Raw genomic sequence first — 24815 nt, 5'->3', positions numbered from 1 at the left:
CTGATGCCGAAGTCCGTGGCCAGACCCGCGAGTCCGCTGCCGTAGCCCTGCCCGACGGCGCGGAACTTCCAGGCGCCCTGGCGACGGTAGAGCTCGCCGAGCACGAACGCCGTCTCGACCGTCGCGTCCTCGCTGTCGTAGCGGGCCAGCTCGGCGCCGCCCGCCTGGTCGATGACCCGGATATACAGGCCGGGGACCTGCCCGAAGTTCCCGCCATCGGATGAGGCGGCGAGCACCACGCGCTCGATGCCCGGCTCCACGCGCGCGAGGTCGACGGTGAGCGCGTCGGTCACCTGCCCGCCCGCGGTCTGCTTCCCTTCATGCCGCACCGCGCCCGAGGTGTGCGCGGGCTGGTTGTAGAAGACGAAGTCGTCGTCGGAGCGGACCTTGCCGTCGGCGAGCAGCAGGGCCGAGGCGTCGGCGTCCGGGGTTCCGGGAGCCGACCGCCAGCCGATTTCGACCCGTACCGCTGGGACCGGAACGGGAACATTTGATCCTTTAGGCATTGGCATGACTGCCCCCATGGCGTGTCGTCCTGTCAAGAAGTGCTGCCGGTTGGCACCTGGCCAACCTATTACCCACGTCGGGGAGACACGCTTTGCGGGGGCCTGAGCCTGGCTGGTCAACCACGGGTAACGGCGTTCCATACACGATCGGTGCGCGACTCAGCGACCGATTTTGGCCGAGTTAGCTCGAATTGAGGACTGCCTGTCACGGCCGACACGCAAACAACCCCCTAACCGGTCTCCCCATCCGCCACATTGTGGGCTTACCTTATGTTCCATGACCTCCCCCCGCGCCACCTACGGCAGCGGCTACTACCCCGCGCCGTCCTTCCCGGACACCCCGATCTACGACTCGCTCGTCGCCGAGCGTGGCACACCGCAGATCGCCCCGATCCGGGTCAATTCACCGTTCTACGACACGAGCAGTCACCTGCCCGCGCTCGCGGCACCCCTACCCGCCCTGCCGTCCGCCCCCTCGCACCAGGCCTCCGCGTACGGCTACGCGCAGGCGCCGCAGCCCGCCCCGCTGCAGCACGCCCCCGCGCCGTACATCCCGCAGCAGGCCGCGGCGCCACGTGGCTACCCGGGCCCCCAGCAACAGCAGGGCACGGGATACGAGGCGATGCGCCCGGCGGCGCCGCGCCCCGCGCCCACCCCTTACGAGGACCCCTACTACCGCCAGAACCCGGGCGGCCGCGGGTACTGACCGAACAGCGGAGGCTCTCCCCGGTAACCAGCCCATACACCGGGCGGGGGCGCTGTCGGCGCTTCCTGGCAGGATGAGTCCATGCCGAACGCCACGCTCGACGCGATCCACGTATATCCGCTGAAGTCGGCCAGGGGTCACGCCCCGGCCGAAGCGGCCGTACAGCCCTGGGGCCTGGCCGGGGACCGCCGGTGGCTGCTGGTGGACGCACAGGGGCGGCACGTCACTCAGCGTCCGCAGCCGCGCCTGGCGTTGGTCTCCGCCGAGTCCCTGCCCGGTGGTGCCCTGAGGCTGTCCGCACCGGGGCGTGAGCCGCTGACCGTGTCCGTGCCTGATCCGGCGCACACCGTGCCGGTGGAGGTCTGGCGCGACAAGGTCGAGGCGGTCCCCGCCGACGCCACGGCCCACGCGTGGATCAGTGACTACCTGGGCGCCGACATACGCCTGGTGCACCTCGACGACCCGGCGACCCGGCGTCCGGTCGACCCGGACTTCGCCCGCCCAGGCGAGACGGTGAGCTTCGCCGACGGCTTCCCGCTGCTCCTCACCACGCTCGCCTCGCTCGATGCCCTCAACTCCCTGATCGCGCAGGGCACCCAGTCCCACGAGGGCCCGCTGCCCATGAACCGCTTCCGGCCGAACGTGGTCGTGGGCGGCACCGCGCCCTGGGCCGAGGACGACTTCCGGCGTGTCGCGATCGGCCCGGTCACGTTCCGGGTCGCCAAGCCGTGCGGCCGCTGCATCGTGACCACGACGGACCAGGCCAGTGCCGAACGGGGCAAGGAGCCGCTGCGTACGCTCGCCCGGCACCGGCGCTTCGGCAACCAACTGGTGTTCGGGCAGAACCTGATCCCCGAGGGGACGGGCACCCTGCGCGTGGGCGACCCGGTGGAGATCCTCGCGTAGCGGTCGCGCGGAGCGACCCGGCAGAGCGACCGCGCGTAGCGGTCAACTCCCTCCCCACCCCACTCTCGGCTTCGCTCGAGCGGGACGTACCCCCTCCCCGCGCACGCTACGGTGGACCGGCAGATCGGTCACGGACAGCGCACACATGAGGTGGGGGCACGGCAGCGCCATGGCACAGGGCACGGTCCAGGTGACGCACACCGGCACGTCGCGGTGGCGGCGCCGCACAGGCGATTACGCCTCCCTCGCCGCCGCCCTCGACGCCGCGGGGGACGGCGATGTCCTGACCGTCGCTCCCGGTACGTACCGGGAGAACCTGGTGGTGCGGCGCGCGGTCACCCTGCGCGGCCCGGACGGTTCCCCCGGCTCCGTGCGCCTGGCGCCCCTGGACGGCGTACCGCTGACGGTGTGCGCGTCCGCCGTGGTGCAGGGCATCCAGGTGGAGGGCCAGGACACGGCCGCGCCCGCCGTACTCGTCGAGGACGGCACCCCCGAACTGGACGGACTGCGCATCGTCACCCGCTCAGCGGCGGGGCTCGAGGTGCGCTCCGGCGCCCGGCCCACCGTACGCCGCTGCACCGTCGACAACCCCGCGGGCGTCGGGATCGCCGTACTGGACGGCGCGGGCGGGGTGTTCGAGGAGTGCGAGGTCGTCGCGGCGGGCCAGTCGGGTGTGGCGGTGCGCGGCGGCGGCCGTCCACGGCTGGAGCGCTGCCGGATCCACCACACCTCGGGCGCGGGCCTGTCGGTCACCGGCGAGCAGTCCGCGCTGGAGGCACTCGGCTGCGAGGTGTACGAAGTCAAGGGTGCGGGGGTGCAGATCACCGGCCGGGGCTCGGCGCATCTGACCAACTGCGAGGTGCACCGTACGACCGCTGACGGCGTCACCCTGGATACCGACGCCGTACTCACGCTCGCCGACTGCCGCCTCCACGACATCCCGGAGAACGCGATCGATCTGCGCTCCCGTTCCGTGCTCACGCTGACCCGCTCCACGGTGAGCCGCTTCGGCCGCAACGGCCTGTCGGTATGGGACCCGGGCACCCGCGTGGACGCCAACCAGTGCGAGATCCATGAGAGTACGGGCGACTACCCGGCCGTGTGGGTCAGCGACGGCGCCACCGTGGTGCTCGACTCCTGCCGGGTGCACGACGTACCGGACGCGCTCTTCGTCCTGGATCGCGGTTCGCGCGCCGACGTGGTGGACAGCGACCTGTCCCAGGTCCGCAACACGGCGGTGTCAGTGAGCGACGGCGCGACAGCTCAACTCGACGACTGCCGCATCCGCGATGCCGCGACCGGCGCGTGGTTCCGCGACCACGGCAGCGGCGGTGTCCTGTCGGGCTGCACCATCGACGGCGCGCAGACCGGCGTCATCGTCACCAAGGGCGCCGATCCGACCATCGAGCGCTGCACGGTCAGTTCGCCCGCCGAGGCCGGATTCTATGTCTCGGCGCAGGGCCGGGGCAGCTTCCACGGCTGCCGCGTCACCGACAGCGGCGGGTACGGCTTCCACGTCCTGGACGGCTGTCGTACGTCACTGAAGAAGTGCCGTACGGAACGGTGTTCACGCGGTGGCTACGAGTTCCCCGAGGACGGCCCGCTCGTCGAGGACTGCACCAGCGACGAGAGCGCCAGCGGGCGCCCCGCCGCCCGGGAGATCACCGTGCGCCCCGCGACGGTCACGCAGACCGCCGGGCTGCTCGGCTCGGTCCCCGGCCAGCGCGGCACCGAGCAGGAGTCGGTCACCTCGCCGACGCCACCGCCGAGCCGTCCGTCGGACGCGGTGCTCGGTGAACTCGACACGCTGGTAGGCCTGGAGAGCGTCAAGCGTGAGGTACGGGCACTCACCGACATGATCGAGGTGGGGCGGCGGCGCCAGCAGGCGGGCCTGAAGGCCGCGTCCGTCCGCCGCCATCTGGTGTTCACCGGCTCCCCCGGCACCGGCAAGACGACGGTGGCGCGGCTGTACGGCGAGATCCTGGCCTCGCTCGGTGTGCTGGAGAAGGGGCACCTGGTCGAGGTCTCCCGGGTGGATCTGGTCGGTGAGCACATCGGCTCGACCGCGATCCGTACCCAGGAGGCCTTCGAACGCGCGCGTGGCGGCGTGCTGTTCATCGACGAGGCCTACGCGCTGTCGCCCGAGGACTCCGGGCGGGACTTCGGCCGGGAAGCCATCGACACGCTGGTGAAGCTGATGGAGGACCACCGGGAGGCGGTGGTGGTGATTGTCGCGGGCTATACGGAGGAGATGCGGCGGTTCCTGTCCGTGAACCCCGGTGTGGCGTCCCGCTTCTCACGGACCATCACGTTCGGTGACTACACCGCCGAGGAACTGCTGCGGATCGTGGAGCAGCAGGCGCACGACCACGAGTACCGGCTGGGCACGGGGTCGGCGGAGGCGCTGCTGAAGTACTTCACCGAGTTGCCCAAGGGTCCCGCCTTCGGTAACGGCCGGACCGCGCGGCAGACGTTCGAGGCGATGGTCGAGCGGCATGCGGGCCGGGTCGCGCAGTTCGACGAGACGAGCACCGACGATCTGACCCTGCTCTATCCCGAGGACCTGCCCGAACTCCCCTGATCCGGGCTCCCCTGATCCGGGCTCCCCTGACCCGAACTCCCCTGAGATGTCCCCGATCCAACGGGACCGGCCGCTGCCTGCCGCGGCAGTCCACCGCCGCGTAACCGGGCCAGCAGCGTGGCGCGTGCGGCGGCGAGGGCGGGGTCGGCCTGGTAGTCGGAGTGGCCGAGTATCGGCGCGGGCAGCGGCTGTGTCTCGGTACGCCCGTAGACGAGCGGGTCCTTCAGGGGCGGGTGGTCGACGTCGGGGCCACAGTCACCGGCCAGACCGATCGGGCCGCCGATGGGGTCCGTGGGCCGGTGCAGGTTGCGCCAGCAGTCCACGTCGTGGTGCAGGGCGGTCAGCGCGGAGGGACCGAAGTGCGCGGGGAACCAGCGTCCGTAGAGCCGCTCCAGGGGTGAACCGTAGGTGAGCAGAGCGACGCGTCTGCGGACCGAGGGGCTCAGTTGCCAGGCGGCCGCGGCCGCGAGGACGCTACCCTGGGAGTGGCCGGAGATGACCAGCCTGCGCCCCGGGGCGCGGGTCCAGGTGGCCATCCGCCAGGTGAGGTCGGGGACGGCGCGTTCGGCGTAGCAGGGCGGCGCGAAGGGGTGAGCGGCGCGTGGCCAGAAGGTGCCGACGTCCCAGACGACGCCGATGGTGCGGCGGGCCGAGGCGTCGCGGTAGGCGCGGCGGCCCCAGGTGACCAGCAGTATGAAGCCGAAGCCGATCAGCCAGGAGCCGAGCGCCTGGGCGGTCTGGGCGGCGCCCTGGAGGAACGGCGGGGCGCCGCTGGCCGCCTCGCCCGGTACCTCGCCGGTGGTCCAGGCGCCGATGAGGGCCGCCGCACCGAGCAGCAGGGTGACGGTGGAGATGATCCCGAGGACCACGGGCGCGTGGTCGGTGAGTACGGCACGCGCGCGGGCGCCCGCGATACGGTGGGTGCGCGCCGTATCCGGGGGCTCGCCCGGGTAGTCGCCGGGTATCTGGCCGATCTCGGCGCGGCCGACGCGCAGGGTGCGGAGCGCGAGGACCAGTGCCAGCAGCACCACGACGACCAGCAGTACGGGGATCACCGACGCCTGCCAGGTCAGCAGGACGGGCGGCCCGGGGAGTGGGCGGCCGCCCTGGCCCGGGGTGCCGCCGCTGTCCAGCCAGTCGCCGACCCGCTGAGCGACGCCGCCGGACATCACCCCGCCGAGCGCGCAGGCCAGCATCGCGACGGCGGGCCCGCCGAGTCCTCGTAGCACGGTGCGGGAGCCGGGCGCGCTTCGGTACAGCACCGCCGCCACGATCGCGAGCGCCACCACCAGCAGGCCCTGGACCAGGGCGATTCCGCCGAAGGTCGCGTCACCCGGCAGCCTTCCGGAGGACACCCAGCCAGGACGGTGCCAGCCCGCGTACACGACCGCGAGGAGCAGGATGCCGAGTGCCGCGCCGGGCAGCAACTGGGTCGCGAACCGGTCCAGTCGCTGGTCGATGACGTTCTCGGAGCGGCCCCTGCGGCACACCACCCACACCACGACGACCGTGCCCGCCACCAGCGTTGCCACCAGTAGCCGCCCGAGGATGTCAAGGGCGAGGGGTCCCGCTGGCGCGCGGTCGAAGCGCGCGGCCGATGTGGAGACGGCCGCGGCACAGGTCAGCAGGCCGGCCGCGGTGTGGGCGGCGCGGAGACGGGCGACCAGTCGGCGTCCGTACCAGAAGCCCTGCCTGCTGAGCGCCGAGCGCCGGAGGTCTTCCTCCGGTTCGGGCAGGTGCGGCAGCGGCTGCTGGGACTCGTAGGCGCTCCAGGTGCGGTGGGACAGGTACCAGAGGAGTCCGGTGAGGGCGGCGGGGACCACGGCGGCCAGGGCGAGCCTGCGGCCCGGCTGCGCCCACCAGCCGCCGTGCCCGGAGGAGTCGACGGCGAGGAAGCCCAGCCAGGAGCGGTTGTCGGAGCAGTCGGGGGTGCCCGCGCACTGCCAGGCCACCAGATCGAGGGCGACCTCGCAGGCCGCGGCGACCAGCAGCACCGTCAGCGTCAGCCCGAGCAGCCGGACCAGGGCTCCGTAGAACCGCGTGGTCTTGCGCAGGCCACGGGTGTGGGGCCGCATCCAGTGCGCCAGGTTGACCACCATGAAGGGCAACAGGAGCAGCCACAGGGCGCGGGCGCCGTTGCCGGAGGTGAGGTTGGACCAGACGTACGCCTCGGGCACCGGCTTTCCCGCGTAGTCCTCGGGGCGTTGTTCGGCGTCCACGTCGTCGGCGCGGCGGAACACGGCCGCGGTCTTGTCGCCGGTCACGCGGACGGTGCGCGGATCGCCGAGCATCGCCTCGGCCGTGGTGCCGCCGACGCCGTGCACGAGCAGTTCCAGAGCGGTGTCTTCAGAGGGTTCTTCGGCGGTGTCTTGTTCAGCGGTGCCTTCGGCCGGTTCACGCTGCACGGTGACGACTCCCCCCACGAGTCTGGAACGCGCTGTGCGGCTACCAGGATCGCTGCCTGCGGCCGTGTGCGCACCCCTCGTCACGGAATCTCCGCGAGCCGGGCGGCGGGAGCCCCCGGCGAAGTCCGCCGACGGGTCCTGGGCGGGATGTCAGTGCCCCATGCGAGGATGAAGGATCATTCAGCGTCCCGTGCCCGCGATGGAAGGACCGGTATCAGGCGTGAGCGAGCATCAGAACCTCCTCGCGGAGCAGCGCCGCGCCCTGATCCTGGAGGAGGTCAGACGGCACGGCGGGGTGCGGGTCAATGAGCTGACCAGGAAGCTGAGTGTGTCGGACATGACGATCCGGCGCGATCTGGACGCGCTGGCGCGCCAGGGTGCGCTGGAGAAGGTGCACGGCGGCGCGGTGCCGGTGGCGGACGCGAGCACCCACGAGCCGGGGTTCGAGGCGAAGTCGGCGCTTGAGCTGGGCGCCAAGGAGTCGATCGCGCGGGCCGCCGCGGGGCTGGTCGCGCCGGGCAGCGCGGTCGCCCTGTCCGGTGGGACGACGACCTTCGCGCTGGCCCAGCGGCTGCTGGAGGTGCCGGATCTGACGGTGGTGACCAATTCGGTGCGGGTCGCCGATGTGTTCCACGCGGCCCAGCGTGGTGCGGGGCAGCGGCCGGGCGCGGCGACCGTGGTGCTCACCGGAGGGGTGCGCACGCCGTCGGACGCCCTGGTCGGGCCCGTAGCGGACCAGGCGATCCGCTCGCTGCACTTCGACGTGCTGTTCCTGGGGGTGCACGGGATATCGGTGCAGGCGGGCCTGTCCACGCCGAACCTCGCGGAGGCGGAGACCAACCGACGTCTGGTGCGGTCGGCACGCCGCGTCGTGGTGGTCGCGGATCACACCAAGTGGGGCACGGTGGGGCTGAGTTCCTTCGCCACGCTGGAGGAGGTGGACACCTGGGTGACGGACTCCGGACTGCGGTCCGAGGTGCGCGCGGAGGTCTCCGAGGAGCTGAATCAGCTGGTGATCGCGGGCGAGGCGGGCGAGATCGGCGAGCCGGATACCGGCGCAGACATCTGACGCACTGTCAGCTATGGTGATACCTGCCCTGACCCGGTCAACTACCCGTTCCCTGGGGGGTGCAGATCCCTTGGCACGCCAACTGAGCCCGGTGGGGCTCGACTTCGTCACTCACGCTCCGGTACGCCTGGTGTTCGCCCGCGAGATCATCGCACCCCCGTCCGCCGTGTTCGCCGCGCTGGCCGAGGATGTGGCGGGCTGGCCGCAGTGGTTCAAGGCCGTACGGATGGCCCGGCCGACGGATGGCGGCGCGGGCCGCGAGGTCCGGTTGGCTGGCGGCATCCGTTTCGCGGAGACGATCCTGGCCGCGGACCCGGACGAGCGGTACGCGTACCGAGTCGACCGGACCAACGCCCCGGGGGTGCGTCAGCTGGTCGAGGAGTGGCGGCTGACACCCGCGGGGACCGGCACCCGGGTGCGGTGGACGTTCGCCGCGGACGGTCCAGCGGCGTTCCGGCTCGTCCTGAGGGCCGCACGGCCCGGGATCGGGCGCTCCTTCCGTAGCGCGGTGGTCGCGCTCGACCGGCGACTGGCGGCCGCGCGGACTTAGAGGGCCTACGCGCGATTTCCTGTCTACTGGAGCGGGAACGGCACGCGGTGCTCGCTCTCGGGCCTCGGCCCGAAGATACGGCGCTGGTCCGGAGCGATGCGCACGTCGTTGATGCTCGCCTCCCGTCGGGCCATCAGGCCGTCGGCGTCGAACTCCCACAGCTCGTTACCGTACGAGCGCCACCACTGACCCTGGCCGTCGTGGCTCTCGTACTGGAAGCGGACGGCGATCCTGTTCCCGTCGTACGCCCATAGCTCCTTGCGCAGCGCGTACTCGCGTTCGCGCTCCCACTTGGCGGTCAGCAAGGCGATGATCTCGGCGCGCCCGGTGACGAAGGTGTCGCGGTTGCGCCACACGGAGTCCGGTGTGTAGGCGAGCGCGACGCGGTGCGGGTCCCGGCTGTTCCAGGCGTCTTCGGCGGCCTGGACCTTGAGGGCCGCGGTGTCGGCGGTGAACGGCGGCAGTGGCGGGCGACTGGTCATGGGTCCTCCAGAACGGCGTATGGCCTTCCACCAGCGGAGAACGATCGTTCTCCACCCGTGGCTGCTACCGTAGAGAACGCTGGTTCTCCACGTCAAGACCGGGACGTCAAAGCCGGGAGGGATACCGAGGATGGACAGCGCCATCGCCCGAGAGCGGGCACTGGACGCCGCGGAGGAGCTGTTCTACGCACGCGGCATCCAGGCGGTCGGCATGGACGCCATCCGCACCGCGTCCGGGGTCTCGCTCAAGCGCCTCTACCAGCTGTTCCCCAACAAGGAACGGCTCATCGACGCCTACCTGGAGCGACGCGACCTGCGCTGGCGCGCACAGCTCGCCGAGCGGGTCGACCAGGAGACCACCCCGCGCCGCCGCATCCTCGCGGTCTACGCATGGCTGTACGACTGGTTCCGCGAGCCCGGGTTCCGTGGCTGCGCCTGGATCAACGGCTACGGCGAGCTCGGCGCGACCTCGCCCGCCGTCGCCGAGCGAGCCAGGGCGCACAAACAGGCGTTCAAGGACTATCTGACGGACCTGACCACCGCCGCCGGACTCCCCGAAGCGACCGCGGAACAATTGCGGCTACTCGCTGAGGGAGCGATGGCGACCGCGGGTATCATGCACGACCCCGAGAGCGCACGCCACGCCGAGCGTGCGGCGGCCCTCCTGATCACCGCAGACACCCAAGTGGACACGGACACCCGACGCATCACCTGAATCGCACCAGGCATATCACCCGACTCGCCGCGGTTCGCCCACTCCTTAGGGGAGGTGTACAAAGAGCCTATGGCCGGACGCTACGGCCGCCCGCGCTCGGTTCTGAGCATGCGAACTGTCGCAGGTCAGGTCTTTCTCCTGCAGGTGGCGATCGTGGTGCTGCTGGTCGCTGCCGCCATCGCGGCGCTCGTACTCCAGTCCCGCGCCAACAGCGAGCGGGAGGCTCTCAACCGTTCGGTCGCCGTGGCGGAGACGTTCGCCAGCTCACCCGGCATGGAAGAGGCGCTGGCCTCCGACGACCCCACCGCCGTACTCCAGCCGCGGGCCAGGGAGGCGCGGGAACGCTCCGGCGTCGACTTCATCGTGGTCCTGAACCCGGACGGCATCCGCTACACCCACCCGATCGCCGACCGGATCGGCAAGCAGTTCGTCGGCAACTACCGCCCCGCCCTGGAAGGCGAGGTCGTCACCGAGAAGATCACCGGCACGATCGGCCCCCTGGTCCAGGCCGTCGTACCGGTACGGGGCAGCGACGGCAGTGTCATCGGCCTGGTGTCGGCGGGCATCACCATCGAACGGGTGAGCGGGGTCGTGGAGGACCAGCTCCCGCTGCTGCTGGGCTCGGCGGCCGGGGTGCTGGCGCTCACGACGGCCGGCACCGCGCTGGTGACCCGCAGACTCCGGCGCCAGACACACGGCCTCGGGCCCACCGAGATGACCCGGATGTACGAGCACCACGACGCGGTGCTGCACGCCGTACGTGAGGGGGTCATCATCGTCGACGGCGACCAGCGGCTGACCCTCGCCAACGACGAGGCGCGGCGACTGCTCGACCTGCCCGCGGACGCCGAGGGCACCCCGGTCGGCGAACTCGGCCTGGAGCCCCGTACCGCCCAGCTGCTGACCTCGGGGAGGATCGCCACCGACGAGGTCGTCCCGGTCGGTGACCAGCTGATCGCCATGAACCAGCGCACGACCGACCAGGCGGGCGGGCCGCCCGGCACGGTCGCCACGCTGCGCGACACGACGGAGCTGCAAGCCCTGACCGGCAAGTTCGACGTGGCGCGGGGACGGCTGAGGCTGCTGTACGACGCGGGCACGGAGGTCGGCACGACCCTCGACGTGGTGCGCACCTGCGAGGAGCTCGCCGAGTTCGCCGCGACCCGGTTCGCGGACGTGGCCACCGTCGACCTGGCGGAGACCGTGCTGCGCGGCGAGGAGCCGACCGCCACCGGCGCCGATGTCGATATGCGCCGCACCGCGTACCGCGGCCCCCCGGACACCGCGCTGTATCCGCTCGGGCATCGGATGCGCTTCGTTCCGACGACGCCGCTGGGCTCCGGCCTGACCAGGGGCGAGGCCGTCCTGGAGCCGGACCTGGCCGCTTTCACGGGCTGGCAACGGCAGGACCCGGCACTGGCCAGGCAGCTCGTCGAGGCCGGAATGCACTCGATGATCGCGGTTCCGCTGCGGGCCCGTGGCGTGGTGCTGGGCATCGCCATGTTCTGGCGGGCCGAGAACCCGGAGCCGTTCGAGCGGGAGGACCTGTCACTGGCCGAGGAGCTGGTGGCGCGCGCCGCGGTGAGCGTCGACAACGCCCGGCGCTACTCCCGTGAGCACTCCATGGCGGTGGCCCTCCAGCGCAGTCTGCTGCCCAGGACGCTGCCCGATCAGTCCGCGCTGGATGTCGCCTACCGGTACCGGCCCGCGCAGGCGGAGCTCGGCGGTCTCGGTGGGGTGGGCGGCGACTGGTTCGACATCATCCCGCTGCCGGGTGCGCGGGTCGCACTCGTGGTCGGCGATGTCGTCGGGCACGGGGTGCACGCCGCGGCGACCATGGGGCGGCTACGGACAGCGGTGCACAACTTCTCCAGTCTGGACCTGCCGCCCGACGAACTGCTGTGGCACCTGGACGAACTGGTCGCCCGGATCGACCAGGACGAGACCGGCGACCTGGCGGAGGCCACGGTCACCGGGGCCACCTGTCTCTACGCGATCTACGATCCGGTGTCGGGGCGCTGCGCCATGTCACGCGCCGGGCACCTCCAGCCCGTACTGGTGCTCCCGGGCGGGACGGCGGAGTTCATCGACGTGCCGGGTGGGCCGCCGCTGGGCCTCGGCGGCATGCCGTTCGAGACGCTGGACCTGCGACTGCCCGAAGGCAGCCGCCTGGTGCTCTACACCGACGGACTCATCGAGGACCGCGAGCGGGAGATCGACGAGGGCCTGGAGCGACTGCGGGAGACGCTGGAGCACGACGGCGGACGCTCACCGGAGGAGACCTGCGAGGCCGTCCTCACGGAGCTCGTTCCGGAGCGCCCTCGCGACGACATCGCGCTCATCGTGGGCCGGACGCGGGTGCTGGCACCCGAGCGGGTAGCGGAGTGGGACGTACCGGCGGACCCGGCCGCCGTACGGGAGGTCCGGGCCGCCGTGGCCGACACGCTGACGGCGTGGGGCCTGGACGAGGAGGCCTTCACCACGGAGCTGATCCTCAGTGAACTGGTGACCAACGCGATCCGCTACGCCACCGGCCCGATCCGGGTCCGGCTGATCCGCGACCTCCACCTGATCTGCGAGGTGTCGGACCACAGCAGCACCTCACCCCATCTGCGCCAGGCGGCGACCACGGACGAGGGGGGACGCGGGCTGTTCCTGGTGTCGCAGTTCGCGGAGCGCTGGGGGACGCGCTACACGCCCGACGGCAAGGTGATCTGGACCGAACAGCCCCTGAGCACGGGCTAGCCGAGGCAACCCGGTGTTGGCCCCCGTGCTAAGTCGTGTCCGCAAAGTCCCGTCGTCGCCCGGAGGGCGGCCCGGCGGCGTCTGGTGCGTGCGATCGCAAGGCGCCGGAGCGCCCTCGTGGCGGAGTCACGTGGGCGTTTCGGCAACGCCGCGAGCGTGCGTGCCAGGTGTCGCCGGGCAGGCGGGACTTTGCGGACACGGCCTAGGCGGCGTTCCAGACGCCTGTCGCCAGCAGGGAGTCGATCGTGGCGGTGTACGGGGTGATGTCCAGGCCCTGTTCGGCCAGCCAGGCGTCTGAGTAGTACTTGTCGAGGTAACGGTCGCCCGGGTCGCAGAGCAGGGTGACCACGCTCCCCTTGCGTCCGTCGGCCACCATCTCGGCGACGATCTTCAGCGCGCTCCACAGTCCGGTACCCGTCGAGCCTCCGGCCTTGCGGCCAATGGCCCCCTCCAGGGCGCGTACGGCGGCGACGCTGGCCGCGTCCGGCACCTTCATCATCCGGTCGATCGCGCCCGGTACGAAGCTGGGCTCCATCCGGGGCCTGCCGATGCCCTCGATCCGGGAGCCACAGTCGCTGACCGCGTGCGGGTCGTCCTTGGTCCAGCCGTCGAAGAAGCAGGAGTTCTCCGGATCGGGCACGCAGATACGGGTGTTGTGCTGCATGTAGTGGACATAGCGCGCGATGGTCGCCGATGTGCCGCCGGTGCCCGCGGTGGCGACGATCCAGGCGGGCTCGGGGTAGCGCTCCAACCGCAGCTGCTGGTAGATCGATTCAGCGATGTTGTTGTTGCCCCGCCAGTCAGTGGCCCGTTCCGCGTAGGTGAACTGATCGATGTAGTGGCCACTGGTGCGCGTGGCCAGGGCCGCCGCTTCCTCGTACATCCTGCGGGAGTCGTCCACGAAGTGACACTGTCCGCCGTGGAATTCGATCAGGCGGATCTTCTCGGCGCTCGTGGTGCGCGGCATCACCGCGACGAACGGGACACCGATGAGCTTGGCGAAGTACGCCTCGGAGACCGCGGTCGATCCGCTGGACGCCTCGATCACCGGCCTGCCGGGCCTGATCCAGCCGTTGCACAGTCCGTAGAGGAACAGGGAACGCGCCAGACGGTGCTTCAGGCTGCCGGTCGGGTGGGTCGACTCGTCCTTGAGGTAGAGGTCGATGCCCCATTGCTCAGGCAGGGGGAAGCGCAGGAGATGCGTGTCGGCCGAACGGTTGGCGTCCGCCTGGACCTTGCGCACGGCCTCTTTCAGCCAGTCCCGGTACGCCGGATCGCTGCGGTCGACGTCGAGGGTGGAAAGGGCCGTACCGGCCCCTGGGGGCTGTGGGGTGTTCACCGTGCCGCTCCTTCGCCTCGTGCCGGACCCTGGCGGCCACGACCGGACGGCACCGATCATAGACACCTTCCACACGCTTCTCACCTGCATAAAGGCGCCTTTGAGCACCCCAAAGGCACTCCTTGCCCCGGCGCCTGGCGCGCGGATCAAACACACGCCGGCGCGTGGACCGGTGCACGGTGGGGGCGCGTTCGTGCGCCCGGTCGAGTGCACCCGTACGGCCTGGGGGGACACTGGTGCTCGCAGCCCGCCGCGGGCAGACTGCCCAGCACAGGACCACGACAGCATGATGCGCTCAAGCGAGGGGGCGGACGGCATGACGGAGCCGGACTTCACGGCTACGGGCGTACGGATCGGGCGGCGGCTGCGCTCACTCACGCGCGCCGGACAGGTGCGCATCAGCGGCGGGCGGCTGCAGTTGCTGACCAGCTACGGCCGTGAGATCGACAGCGCGCCGCTGGACGCGGTCCGGGCGAACAAACCCTGGTTCGCGCACGACGACAAGGCGCAGGCCACCGTGAACGGCACCCGGTACTCCCTGACGCTCAGCGAACACGACCCCGCGCCAGGCGAGTCGGGGCCGCCGGCGGCGCGGCGGTTCATCGAGGCGGTACGCAGGGCGAGTAGCACACTCACCCGGAGGTGAGACGGGCCCGGCAGCCGGGGGACCGACAGGCGCGGGGGCCCTGCCGTGGAGACCCAGCCGTGGGTCTGCCGTGGAGACCCTGCCGTGGGGACAGCCGTGGGCACCTAGCCGTGGGGGACCGAACTCCGCCTGCGCGCGAGTTGCGTTTCCGTACCCTCTGGGTCACGCTGGTCTCACGTCACTCAGGGTTTATCGGCGGTTACGCTGTGACCCAGCCACCGCCCAGCAGCAGGCAGCCACTGCGGGATTCGGGATCTTCCCCCGTTCTCACCTTCGTCTTCTTCCGGACCTCAATTCGGGGAGTCGCAGCCGTGATCAGCCAGCCCAGCAGGCACTGCACGGTGGAGCTCCATGCCCTGCCGTCGCGGATCAAACAGGTCCGCAGAATCGTATCTGCGCAATTGCGCTACTGGCAGCTCGACCCGTTAGTCGACGCCGCCGCACTCGGTGTCACCGAGTTGCTCGCCAACGTCCACCGGCACGCCAGGCCGGACAAGATGTGCACCGTGGAGATCGAGCTGCTCCTCGACCGGCTCACGGTCTCCGTCCACGACCACGACCCCCGGCTCCCCGAACTACGGGACGCCGATCCGTTCGCCACCTGCGGGCGCGGGCTCGCCATGGTCGCCGCGGTCAGCGAGAGCTGGGGGGTGCGACCGCAGGGTGCCGCGGGAAAGGTCGTCTGGTTCACGCTTGAGGCACCACCGGTGACCACGGCCCTGCCCGACTATCCCGTGTACGGAGTGGTCGCTGACGGCGCGTACGCGAGCGCCCGGGCCGTGGCACGGCAGGCCCCGGTCTGACCGGACGGTCCGCCTGACGGACGGTCCGCACACCCGTCGCCGACATACCCTCGCCCACACGCTCCCGCCCGGTCGACCGTCCTTGGCCGACCGGGCGGTGACATTCCGTCAGACCGTCGATCCACACAGCCTCGCCGCGCCGACCCGCGACGCGAGCGGCTGCTTCCGGTGGTGTGGCGGGCACGCCGGGATCAGCCGGTCAGGGCGCCGAGGGGGTCGTCGAGTACCGGCTGCCAGCCCAGTTCCGCGGCGCCGACCAGGCTGTTGTGGTCGAGCGTGCAGGCCAGGATCGGGACGCCGCCGCTCCGCCCCCACAGGCTGCGGTCGGCCACCACGGCGCGCAGTCGCTCGGGGTCGGCGTCGAGGAGTGCGCGGTGCAGGCCGCCGAGGATGATCCGGTCTGGGTTGAGGATGTTCACCAGGCCCGCGAGGCCGAGGCCGAGGCGGTCGATGAGTTCCTCGGCGGCGCGCCGTACCAGGGGGTCGTCGGCGTACTCCCTGCGGAGCAGGTCGCGGGACTGCTGCAGCAGGTTCACCTCGGGGCCCGGGGTGCGCCCGGCCACCGTCAGGAAGGCCAGCGGGTCGGTCTCCACGTCCAGGCAGCCACGGCCGCCGCAGTAGCAGGGGCGGCCCTCGGGGTTGACGGTGAGATGGCCGACTTCCAGGGCCAGGCCCGAACTGCCGGTGTGCAGACGGCCGTCGAGCACCAGCGCACCGCCGACGCCGCGATGCCCGGTGGCCACACAGAGCAGGTGCCGGGCGCCGAGGCCCGCACCGTGCCGGTGCTCGGCGAGCGCCGCCAGGTTGACGTCGTTGCCGGTGAACGCCGGTACGGCCAGGCCTGCCGCGCGCACCCGCTCGGCGAAGATCTCGCGGACCGGGGAGCCCGCGGGCCAGGCCAGGTGGAGGGGGTTGAGGGCGTTGCCCTCGGGCTCGGCGACCGCCGAGGGTACGGCGAGGCCCGCGCCCACACAGCGCCGTCCGGTCTCGCGCAGCAGGTCGGCGCCCGCGTCGACGACGGAGCCGATGACCTGCGCCGGGTCGGCGTCGATGGTCTCGCAGCCGGGTGCGGTGGCGACGATCCGGCCGCCGAGCCCGACCAGCGCCGCCCGGAACCCGTCGGCATGCACCTGGGCGGCGAGCACCACCGGGCCGTCGTCCGCCACGACCAGCCGGTGCGAGGGGCGGCCCTGCGATCCGGCGGCCGCCCCAGGCTCCACATGGATCAGCCCGAGCGCCTCCAGCTCTGCCGCGACCGCGCCCGCGGTCGCGCGGGTGACGCCCAGCTCGGCGGTGAGCACGGCACGGGTCGGGGCGCGGCCGGTGTGGACCAGCTCAAGCGCCGGTCCGAGTGCCCCGCGTCCCCTCTCCAGCCGGGTGCGCGTGGACACTTGTCCCGCTTCGTGGTGGTCCTGCTCCGCCTTGCCGTTCATGCAGGTGAGTCTCCCATGATCCCCTGAGCCACCGAGAAGCCGCTCACCCGCAACGTGACGTTCAGCCGCCCGGTCAGCCCGAGACCGGGCGGCCCGGTACCCGCGTACACCCGGGGCACACCGTGATAGGCGAGGCGCGCGGGACCACCGAAGACGACGAGGTCGCCGCTGCGCAGCTCGATGTCGGTGTACGGCTTGGCGCGGGTCTGGGTGTTGCCGAACCGGAAGACGCAGGAGTCGCCGAGGCTGAGTGAGACCACCGGGGCGTCGGACTGCTCGTCGCTGTCCCGGTGCATGCCCATGTGCGCGTGGGCGTCATAGAAGTTGATGAGCGCGATGTCGTACGCGGCCGTCGCCGCTCTCTCGCCCAGCTCCGCCCCGTGCCCCAGCTCCGCCCTGTGCCCCAGCTCCGCCCTGTGCCCCAGCTTCGCTCCATGCCCCAGCTCCGCTCCATGCTCCTGAGCCGCCGCCACCGCCTCGCGCGCCAGGTCCGCCAGCCACGGCGGCATGGGCTTCACCGGCGCGCCGTCGCCGTCCAGCGCCGTGGGCGCGTAGCGCGGGCCGTTCCGCCACGGCCCCCAGTGCCAGCCGAGACACACCTGTCGGGCCGACATGGTGCCGCCACCCGGCGTACGGACCGTACGAAGCCCGGCGGGCGGCCTCGCCCACTCCCGGCACGCCTGGAGCAGGCGGCGCTGACGCTCGGCCGGAAGCCAGTCGGGCAGGTGCACGGCGCCGGGCGCGATCTCCGCCCACTCCCGGGGAAACAGTTCTCCACCTCTTCCGCCACCCATGCCTCCATCATCCCGGACCAACCCCAGAGACGAACCCCGCAGACCAACCCCGGACCGTACGACCGCCACTCCCCCGGCTATCGTGTCGCCACCATGACAGGCGGGGATCAGAAGGGCACGGCGTGGCGGCGGAAGAGGGGGCGCGTATCGCCGGGCGGTACCGGCTGCTGGAGCACATAGGGCGCGGCGGCATGGGCACCGTGTGGCGGGCGGAGGACGAACTGCTCGGCCGCCAGGTGGCCGTGAAGCAACTGCACGCCTCACCGCACCTGGCCGCCGACGAACTGGCCACCCTGCACGAGCGCACCCGCCGCGAGGCGCGTAGCGCCGCCCGGATCAGCCACCCCAACGTGGTCGTGGTGCACGACGTCGTGGACGACAACGCGCGCCCCTGCATCGTCATGGAGTACGTGCCCTCGCAGACACTCGGCGACGTCATCAAGCGGGACGGCGGTGTGTCGCCGCGGGAGGCGATCCGCATCGCGCGGGGCATGGTCGCGGCGCTGCGCGCGGCGCACGCGGCGGGGGTGCTGCACCGGGACGTCAAGCCCGGGAACGTGCTGCTCGGTGCCGACGGGCGAGTGGTGCTGACGGACTTCGGTATCGCGCAGGCCACCGGCACCTCCACGCTGACCAGGACCGGCGAGCTGGTCGGGTCCGTGGACTACGTCGCGCCTGAGCGGGTCAGCGGCGGCACGCCCGGGCCCGCGTCCGACCTGTGGTCGCTGGGCGCGACGCTCTATCAGGCGGTGGAGGGCAGCCCGCCGTTCCGCCGGGACACGGCGCTGGAGACGGCGTACGCGATCGCCACCGAGGAGCTGCGGCCGCTGGTACGGGCCGGGGCGCTGACGCCTCTGATCGAGGCCTTGCTGGCGAAGGACCCACGGCAGCGGCCCTCGGCCGAGGACGTGGAGCGGATACTGCGCGCGTCCGCGGCGGAGGCTGAGACGGGCGCGAGTCCGCGTACGGACGCGGTCAGACCGGCGACGGCGAGCGGAGAGCCGCAGCATCAGCCGCAGCCGCAGCCGCAGCCGCCGGACCGCGTACCAGGCCCCGGTGGGCCCGTGGTGCGCACCACGACGCCACTGGCCGCCGACGGTTCCGTGGCCCAGCCCAAGGCCGCACCGGCGCGAGCGAGGGGCCGCCGCGCGGTGGTGTGGGCGATCGCCGCGGTGGTCGCCGTGTCGCTGACCGCGGGTGCGGCGGTGATGGCCCTACGAGACGGGGACGAGGGAAAGCCGAAGGCGTCGCCGAGCACCGACGCCACCACCGGCTCCCCCTCACCGTCGGACAAGACCACCGCCTCTCCGGCCGCCGCGCTGCCACCGGTCCCTGACGGCTACCGCCTGGCCAACGAACAGGAAGAGCTCGGCGTCTCCTTCCCTGTACCCGACGACTGGACCCGCGCGAGGCCGAAGGGCTCGGAGGAACGGAACGAGATCGCCTACGTCTCCCCCGACGGGCTGGTCGGCATCCGGGTCTCGGTGCTCGACTTCGCCAGCTCGGACCCACTCCAGCGCTGGAAGGACGACGAGGCCAAGTCCCTCAAGGAAGGCAAGATGCCCGGCTACCGCCAGCTGCGGATGCAGCGGACCACCTTCCGTGGCCTCCCCGCCGCGATCTGGGAGTTCGCCTGGCAGGGCAGGGCGCGCGAGTTCCGCGGCTACGACCTCGCGTTCGGCCGCTCTGGCGGGAACGAGTACGCGATCTACCTCTCGGCGCCGAGGGCCCAGTGGCGTCAGCACAAGCACGTCTTCGACGACGTGAAGGACGGCTTCCGGATGCCCGAGGAGCAGGACCAACAGAACTAGCAGGACCTGACAAGCTGGTCCAGACCAGCCCGTAAAGTCAGCTGGCCTCCTCCTCAACGACGGGAAATCCATGCCCATATCCTCGGCGCGCCGCGCCCCCGTATTCGCCCTGCTCCTCGCGGTGCTCGCCGTCTCCTGCTCATCCGGCAGCGAACCGACCGCGAAGCCCGGTGACGCGGCAGCCGACCGGCGCACCCAGAGCGCCACACCGACCGCCGAAGCCGACACTGACGCCGACGCCGACGCCGAGAGTGAGGCGCCGCCGACCACGGAACCGGAAGAAGCCCCCACGCAACCCGTAGCCCTGGTACGCGACGCGTTCGCCACGCTCCAGGCCACCCTGAACGACTCCTGCACCCCCGGGAACTGCGCGTACTTCCTCGGCCGGGTCTACGACGAACTCGAGGGCCTCGATGCGGCGATGAAGGCGGACCCCAAGGGCCCCGGCCACTTCCCCGAGCCGATCGACTGGATCGCCGAACTACGGCGGACCCTCGGCGGAGACCGCACCTTCGAGAACCTCAAGAAGCACCAGACGCTGCTGATCGGCACCCGCGACAAGATCAACACCTGGATGCAGGACCACCCGGACGACTACCGCTGACTCGGGCACTGAGAACAAGAACAACAAGAACAACAAGAACAAGGGGGATTGAAGCGTGTCGGTAACGCCGCCGTCAGGTTCCGAAGGCTCCGAACGCGAGGGGAAGCCCGCGGGCGGGGAGTCGTCGTCCATATCCGATGAGGAGTGGGCGCGGTTCGTGCGCGAGAGCGAGGACGGGCGTGGGTCCTCCGCGCCGAAGGAGCCGTCCGCGCGGGCGCGGATGGTGACGGAGCGGCTGCGGAAGCTGGACGCCGAGACCGCGGGGGATGAACTCTGGCAGCCCGAGGGGTGGCGGACCGGGCCCGCCTGGCGGGAGATGGACGGGCGTGCTGTGCGTCGGCGTCGGGTCCGGGGTGTGCTGGGTGTCCTGGTGGGCGTCGGGGTGGTGGGGGTGCTCGTACTCAATCCGGCCAACATGCTGTCCCGGCTGCCCGGTGGGCTGGGGGGCCAGTTCGGAGGCCATGATGCCTCCCCTGCGACTCCGCTGGCTCCGGAGACCGCGCGCCCCAGTACTGCCCCGCCCGACGAGGCTGCCAATACGCCCACGCGGGAACGGCCGTTCGCCGGTTCTCCGGCCGAGCGGTGGGCCGTCGGGGCGGCGGCCATCAAGGTGCCAAAGGCGAAGTCGGTCGGCGGGGTGCCGGTGGAGCGGATGGAATCGGCTCTGCGGCTGACCAAGGAGTTCCTGGTCGCCTCGCATCTTGATCGGGACGTGCTGGCAGGAGCACGGCCGGAGAAGGCTCTGGCCCTGATCGACCCGTTGGAGCGGGAGGAACTTGAGCGTCTGCGCGCAGGGCTGCGCCAGCCCACCGAGGAGAACGACCCCAAGTGGACGTTCGCCCGTTTCGACCCCACGGAGGTCGAGTTGGTGGGCAGCGAGGTCCGGGTGCGTGGCCGGATGACGGTCAAGGCGGATGACTCGGCACCAGGCAGGGCGCTGATCCGGGCCGACTACACCTTCGTGTACCCCGTTGCCAGGGCAGGCGGTGGCGATGAGGTGACCCGCGCCATCGTCCGGCGCGTCGTCAACGTGGAGGTCTCGGACCTTGCCCGGTACCAGGGCACCGAGGGGCGGATCTGGCTGGCCAGGGTGGACAGCAACCTCGGCAATGACCGTTGCGAAGCGGGCGACGGGTTCATTCACCCGCAGTTCGCAGCTGATCAGTCGGCACGCCCCTCGGCCAGCAGCGGTGAAGTGGTCGATCCCTACGACCGCAGCAGGGAGATCGAGGGTGAGTGCGGCACCGCGACCCGCCTCTGAGGGGGTGGCGGCGACTTCGACGCAGTCGCCGGACTCGTTGCTGTCGCTGTGGCGTCAGGCACACTTCCCGTATGAACATCGCTCAATACATTCGCGTGCTGGAGAAGGAAGGCCAGCTGCTGGCCAGCAACGCCGAGCTGGCGGGGCCGGATGCCACCGTGTCCACCTGTCCCGGCTGGCAGGTGCGTGATCTGCTCCGGCACACAGGGATGGTGCACCGCTGGGCCACCGCGTTCGTCGTCGAAGGACACCGTTCGTATCATCCCGACGGTGGGGAACCCGCGCTGGACGGCGCCGAGTTGCTGGACTGGTTCCGTGCGGGGCACGCTCGGCTGGTGGCCGGGCTTGAGGGCGCGCCCGCTGATCTGGAGTGCTGGACATTTCTGCCCGCGCCGTCGCCGCTCGCGTTCTGGGCGCGGCGGCAGGCCCATGAGACGACCGTGCACCGGGTGGATTCGGAGTCCGCGCTGCGCGGGACCGACCGCGACACCATCGACGCCGCCTTCGCGGTGGACGGGATTGAGGAGCTGCTGGTCGGCATGCATGCCCGGGAGAAGAGCCGGGTACGGTCGGCCAAGCCCGGCGTGCTGCGGGTGCGGGCCACGGACACCGACGCGGTGTGGACGGTACGTATCTCCGACGCGCCGCCGTCGGCCGAGCGGGGCGACGCGGGCGAGGCCGACTGTGAGCTGAGCGGGCCCGCCGCACGGCTCTATCTGGCGCTGTGGAACCGTCTTCCGGCGCCGCGCCTCACCGGCGACCCGGAGCTGGCCCGGCTCTGGCGCGAGAACTCGGCTGTGGTGTGGGGCTGATGCGCGGGGAATCGGGGCGCCGTACGCAGGCCGCGCGAGACGCGATGACCGTGGAGATCGGGTACGCCCTGCTCTCCGCGACCCTCGCCGCCGCGCTCACGCTCGGCGCGGTCGCCGGGCCGACGGTGCTCTTCACGCTGCCGAGGTGGGCGGAGATCGCCCTGTTGGTCGTGGCCGCGGTGCTGGTGCCGGTGATCTTCGTGGCCCGGGTGGTCGGGGTGCTCTGGCGGTTCCAGGACGCCGCTGAGGACGCCCCAGAGGAGGACCAGGACGACGGCGGTGGTCAGCCGAGCCAGCCGGGGGCGAGCGCCTCCTGAATGATGCGGAAGGCGGCGAGGTCGGCGCCGGGCGGATCACACGTACTCCCGTGGGAGTATCTCGGGCTGTGAAGCCCGAGCTGGCGCCGGTGCCTCGCTGAGGCCGATCCTGCGGTGCAGGCGCCTGAGCGGGCCCGGCGCCCACCAGTTGGCGCGGCCAGCCAGCCGCATGCTCACCGGCAGCAGGACCACCCTGATCAGGGTCGCGTCCACCAGGATGGTCACGGCGGTGCCGACGCCGAGTTCCTTCAGGAAGACGACGCCCCCGGTGGCGTACGCCAGGAAGGACAGCGCCAGGATGGCGGCCGCCGCCGTGATCAGGGGCGCGCTGCGCCGGATTCCGGCCGCGACCGCGCCTTCGGTGTCGCCGGTGCGCTCGTACTCCTCCTTGATACGGGAGAGCATGAACACCTCGTAGTCCATCGAGAGTCCGTAGGCGACGCAGAACATCAGCACCGGAATGCTCGGCTCGATGGAGCCGGTCGGGGTGAAGCCGAGCAGGCCCGACAGATGCCCGTCCTGGAAGATCCACACCAGGCAGCCGAACATCACCGACAGGCTGAGCAGGTTCAGCACCGTGGCCTTGGCGGGCAGCAGCAGCGAACCGGTCATCAGGAAGAGGATCAGATAGGTCGCCACGATGATGATGGCCACGGCGTATGGCAGTCGGTCCAGGAGTACGGTGCGGAAGTCGCTGGTCTCGGCCGGGTAGCCACCGACCAGAGCCGGGGCGGGCGCGTCGATGGACCTGATCTCCTCGACGAGTGCGGGGACATCGCCGTACATGACCTCCTGGGTCGGGACGACGGCCAGCCGGATACCGCCCTTGGGGGAGGTCAGGCCGCTCTGCTCCGGCTCGCCGGTGCGACTGCCGTCGCGGTACGTACCGGTGGGCGCGTGAACCTGGAAGATCCCTGACACGCGGGAGAGTTCGGCCGCGTACGCGCTGGTGTCTGAGGCGTCTGAGGCGTCTGGGGTGTCTTGGGTGTCTGGGGCTTCGCGCAGGACGACCTGGATGGTGTCCGTCGGTTCCGCGGGGAACTCGGCGTGGACGATCTCCGACGTGGTGCGCGATGAGGTGCCCTCGGGCAGGGTGCGTTCATCCGGCAGGCCGAACGTCACGCCGAGCAGCGGAGACGCGGCGAGCAGCAGCACACCGAGCACGGCCGCGCCCGTGAGGACCGGGCGGCGCATCGCGGTCCGCGCCGCGCGGCCCCACAGGCCTCGGTCCGCCGTGGGCCCGGTGCGTTCCACCCGGCGCCCCCAGCGAGCCAGGGCCGCGGGCAGGAAGAGCAGGGCTCCGGCGACGGACGTCGCGACCACCAGCACGCCCGCGTAGGCGAAGGAGCTGAGGAAGAAGAACGGGAAGACGAGCAGCGCGGTGAGCGAGACGGCGACCGTGATCCCGCTGAACAGGACGGTGCGTCCGGCGGCTGAGGTGGCGAGGATGGCGGCGTCGCGCTGTGGGTGGCCCGCGTGCCGTTCCTCCCGGTAGCGGCTGATCATGAACAGGCTGTAGTCGATCCCCAGGCCGAGCCCCAGGACCAGCGCGAGGTTCGCGGCGAAGGTCGACACCTCGGTGAACTGCGCCAGCGCCCGCAGCCCGGCGAGCGTGCCGAGTACCGCGAAGACGCCGACGGCGACGGTGAGCAGCGCGGCGACCGTACGCCGGTAGAGCAGGATGAGCAGCAGGATGACCCCGGGCAGGACGAGCGCCTCGGCGCGCAGGAAGTCCGCGCGGGCCTGCTCACCGACCTGGCGGGAGATCTCCTCCTGGCCGCCGACCTGGACGGTCAGCTCTGGGGTGTCGCGGGTCAGGTGGGGCGACAGGTCGGCGAGTTCGTCGCGGGTGTCGGTGGCATTGCCCTCCAGCCGGGCCAGGATCAGCGCGCGGGAGCCGTCCGCGCTGCGCAGGGCCTGGCTGCCGCCGCTCCAGTACGACGTCACATCGGTGACCATCGGGAGAGCGCCGACCTCCGTAGCGAGGGCCCGTGCCGCGGCGACCGTGGCGGGTGCGTCGACATCGCCGCCGCGTGCGGTGACGAGCAGCGCCAGGTTCGGGTTTCCGGTTCCGAACTCCTCGCGGAGCACCTCGGCGGCGGCCACTGACTCGGTTCCGGGCGCGTCCCAGCGCGACAGGTCGAGGTCGTTCTGGGCACCCGCCCCGTAGGCGCCGAGGCCGAGCAGGGCCAGGAGTGCGGAGATCAGTACGGCGGCGCTGTGCCGCGTCAGTCGGCGGCCGAGCCGGGTCAGCATGGTGCTGCGCCCTTCCTTCGGGGACATGTGCTGCCAGGGTCGCGGCGGCCGCTGACCATCCGCTGGAAGGTCCA

21 protein-coding genes are annotated in these 24815 nt (G+C 71.5%); 14 read left to right on the top strand and 7 right to left on the bottom strand.

Going from position 1 to position 24815, the window contains the following annotated elements:
• The coding region (locus GCN81_RS12505) for a TerD family protein (protein ID WP_231626662.1) at positions 1–506 on the bottom strand (506 nt) is incomplete at its 3' end.
• A gap of 277 nt (positions 507–783) precedes the next feature.
• Here GCN81_RS12505 and GCN81_RS12500 point away from each other — a divergent pair.
• From GCN81_RS12500 to GCN81_RS12490, 3 genes are all read left to right on the top strand, one after another.
• Positions 784–1212 carry a DUF6643 family protein gene (locus GCN81_RS12500; RefSeq protein ID WP_156724621.1) on the top strand — a complete coding sequence of 143 codons (429 nt, stop codon included), beginning with the start codon at positions 784–786 and terminating at the stop codon, positions 1210–1212.
• Positions 1213–1293: 81 nt separating this feature from the next.
• Positions 1294–2118: an MOSC domain-containing protein gene (locus GCN81_RS12495; protein ID WP_156724620.1), complete on the top strand. Its 825-nt coding sequence runs from the start codon at positions 1294–1296 to the stop codon at positions 2116–2118.
• 169 nt (positions 2119–2287) lie between these two features.
• Complete coding sequence (locus GCN81_RS12490) at positions 2288–4699, top strand: right-handed parallel beta-helix repeat-containing protein (protein ID WP_156724619.1); 2412 nt, start codon at positions 2288–2290, stop codon at positions 4697–4699.
• Here GCN81_RS12490 and GCN81_RS12485 read toward each other — a convergent pair.
• A complete protein-coding gene (locus GCN81_RS12485) occupies positions 4669–6990 on the bottom strand; it encodes a hypothetical protein (protein ID WP_231626670.1) in 2322 nt (773 codons plus the stop codon). The two genes, GCN81_RS12490 and GCN81_RS12485, sit on opposite strands and share 31 nt — an antisense overlap.
• Before the next feature lie 334 nt (positions 6991–7324).
• Here GCN81_RS12485 and GCN81_RS12480 point away from each other — a divergent pair, with 334 nt between their 5' ends.
• Positions 7325–8173 (top strand): DeoR/GlpR family DNA-binding transcription regulator, encoded by an 849-nt coding sequence (locus GCN81_RS12480; protein ID WP_156724618.1) that lies wholly within the window; start codon positions 7325–7327, stop codon positions 8171–8173.
• Positions 8174–8243: 70 nt separating this feature from the next.
• Complete coding sequence (locus GCN81_RS12475) at positions 8244–8723, top strand: SRPBCC family protein (protein WP_156724617.1); 480 nt, start codon at positions 8244–8246, stop codon at positions 8721–8723.
• Positions 8724–8746: 23 nt separating this feature from the next.
• Here the strand turns inward: GCN81_RS12475 and GCN81_RS12470 are convergent, their stop codons facing one another.
• Complete coding sequence (locus GCN81_RS12470; RefSeq protein WP_156724616.1) at positions 8747–9205, bottom strand: nuclear transport factor 2 family protein; 459 nt, start codon at positions 9203–9205, stop codon at positions 8747–8749.
• 130 nt (positions 9206–9335) lie between these two features.
• On the opposite strand from GCN81_RS12470, the gene GCN81_RS12465 reads away from it, so the two are divergent.
• Both GCN81_RS12465 and GCN81_RS12460 read left to right on the top strand, forming a co-directional pair.
• The gene (locus GCN81_RS12465) at positions 9336–9920 is read left to right on the top strand and encodes a TetR/AcrR family transcriptional regulator (RefSeq protein WP_156724615.1); all 585 of its coding nucleotides are present in this window, start codon (positions 9336–9338) and stop codon (positions 9918–9920) included.
• A gap of 69 nt (positions 9921–9989) precedes the next feature.
• Positions 9990–12665 carry a SpoIIE family protein phosphatase/ATP-binding protein gene (locus GCN81_RS12460; RefSeq protein WP_156724614.1) on the top strand — a complete coding sequence of 892 codons (2676 nt, stop codon included), beginning with the start codon at positions 9990–9992 and terminating at the stop codon, positions 12663–12665.
• A gap of 202 nt (positions 12666–12867) precedes the next feature.
• Here GCN81_RS12460 and cds1 read toward each other — a convergent pair whose 3' ends face one another.
• Positions 12868–14004, bottom strand: a complete 1137-nt coding sequence (cds1, locus tag GCN81_RS12455; protein ID WP_156724613.1) for an L-cysteine desulfhydrase Cds1 — start codon at positions 14002–14004, stop codon at positions 12868–12870.
• Positions 14005–14320: 316 nt separating this feature from the next.
• On the opposite strand from cds1, the gene GCN81_RS12450 reads away from it, so the two are divergent.
• Complete coding sequence (locus GCN81_RS12450; RefSeq protein WP_156724635.1) at positions 14321–14650, top strand: hypothetical protein; 330 nt, start codon at positions 14321–14323, stop codon at positions 14648–14650.
• A gap of 311 nt (positions 14651–14961) precedes the next feature.
• A complete protein-coding gene (locus GCN81_RS12445; RefSeq protein ID WP_156724612.1) occupies positions 14962–15453 on the top strand; it encodes an ATP-binding protein in 492 nt (163 codons plus the stop codon).
• Positions 15454–15644: 191 nt separating this feature from the next.
• Here GCN81_RS12445 and GCN81_RS12440 read toward each other — a convergent pair whose 3' ends face one another.
• Both GCN81_RS12440 and GCN81_RS12435 read right to left on the bottom strand, forming a co-directional pair.
• Positions 15645–16886 carry an ROK family protein gene (locus tag GCN81_RS12440; RefSeq protein ID WP_156724611.1) on the bottom strand — a complete coding sequence of 414 codons (1242 nt, stop codon included), beginning with the start codon at positions 16884–16886 and terminating at the stop codon, positions 15645–15647.
• Positions 16883–17680, bottom strand: a complete 798-nt coding sequence (locus tag GCN81_RS12435; protein ID WP_156724610.1) for an alpha-ketoglutarate-dependent dioxygenase AlkB family protein — start codon at positions 17678–17680, stop codon at positions 16883–16885. The genes GCN81_RS12440 and GCN81_RS12435 overlap by 4 nt, the downstream gene beginning before the upstream one ends.
• Before the next feature lie 122 nt (positions 17681–17802).
• Between GCN81_RS12435 and GCN81_RS12430 the strand changes: the two genes are divergently transcribed.
• From GCN81_RS12430 to GCN81_RS12410, 5 genes are all read left to right on the top strand, one after another.
• The gene (locus tag GCN81_RS12430; protein WP_156724609.1) at positions 17803–19491 is read left to right on the top strand and encodes a serine/threonine-protein kinase; all 1689 of its coding nucleotides are present in this window, start codon (positions 17803–17805) and stop codon (positions 19489–19491) included.
• Between the two features lie 70 nt (positions 19492–19561).
• Positions 19562–20095 (top strand): hypothetical protein, encoded by a 534-nt coding sequence (locus GCN81_RS12425; RefSeq protein ID WP_156724608.1) that lies wholly within the window; start codon positions 19562–19564, stop codon positions 20093–20095.
• 55 nt (positions 20096–20150) lie between these two features.
• Entirely contained in the window at positions 20151–21356 is a 1206-nt protein-coding gene (locus GCN81_RS12420) for a hypothetical protein (RefSeq protein ID WP_156724607.1), read from the top strand.
• 71 nt (positions 21357–21427) lie between these two features.
• The gene (locus tag GCN81_RS12415; protein WP_156724606.1) at positions 21428–22168 is read left to right on the top strand and encodes a maleylpyruvate isomerase family mycothiol-dependent enzyme; all 741 of its coding nucleotides are present in this window, start codon (positions 21428–21430) and stop codon (positions 22166–22168) included.
• On the top strand, positions 22168–22485 hold the full coding sequence (locus GCN81_RS12410; RefSeq protein ID WP_156724605.1) for a DUF6332 family protein: 318 nt from the start codon (positions 22168–22170) through the stop codon (positions 22483–22485). Before GCN81_RS12415 ends, GCN81_RS12410 begins: the two co-directional genes overlap by 1 nt.
• A 36-nt stretch (positions 22486–22521) precedes the next feature.
• On the opposite strand, the gene GCN81_RS12405 is transcribed toward GCN81_RS12410, so the two are convergent.
• A complete protein-coding gene (locus tag GCN81_RS12405; protein WP_231626661.1) occupies positions 22522–24768 on the bottom strand; it encodes an MMPL family transporter in 2247 nt (748 codons plus the stop codon).
• Positions 24769–24815 lie beyond the last annotated feature (47 nt).

Source organism: Streptomyces apocyni (assembly GCF_009739465.1).
GTDB classification, from domain to species: domain Bacteria; phylum Actinomycetota; class Actinomycetes; order Streptomycetales; family Streptomycetaceae; genus Streptomyces; species Streptomyces apocyni.
This window is presented reverse-complemented; position numbering and strand designations above follow the sequence as displayed.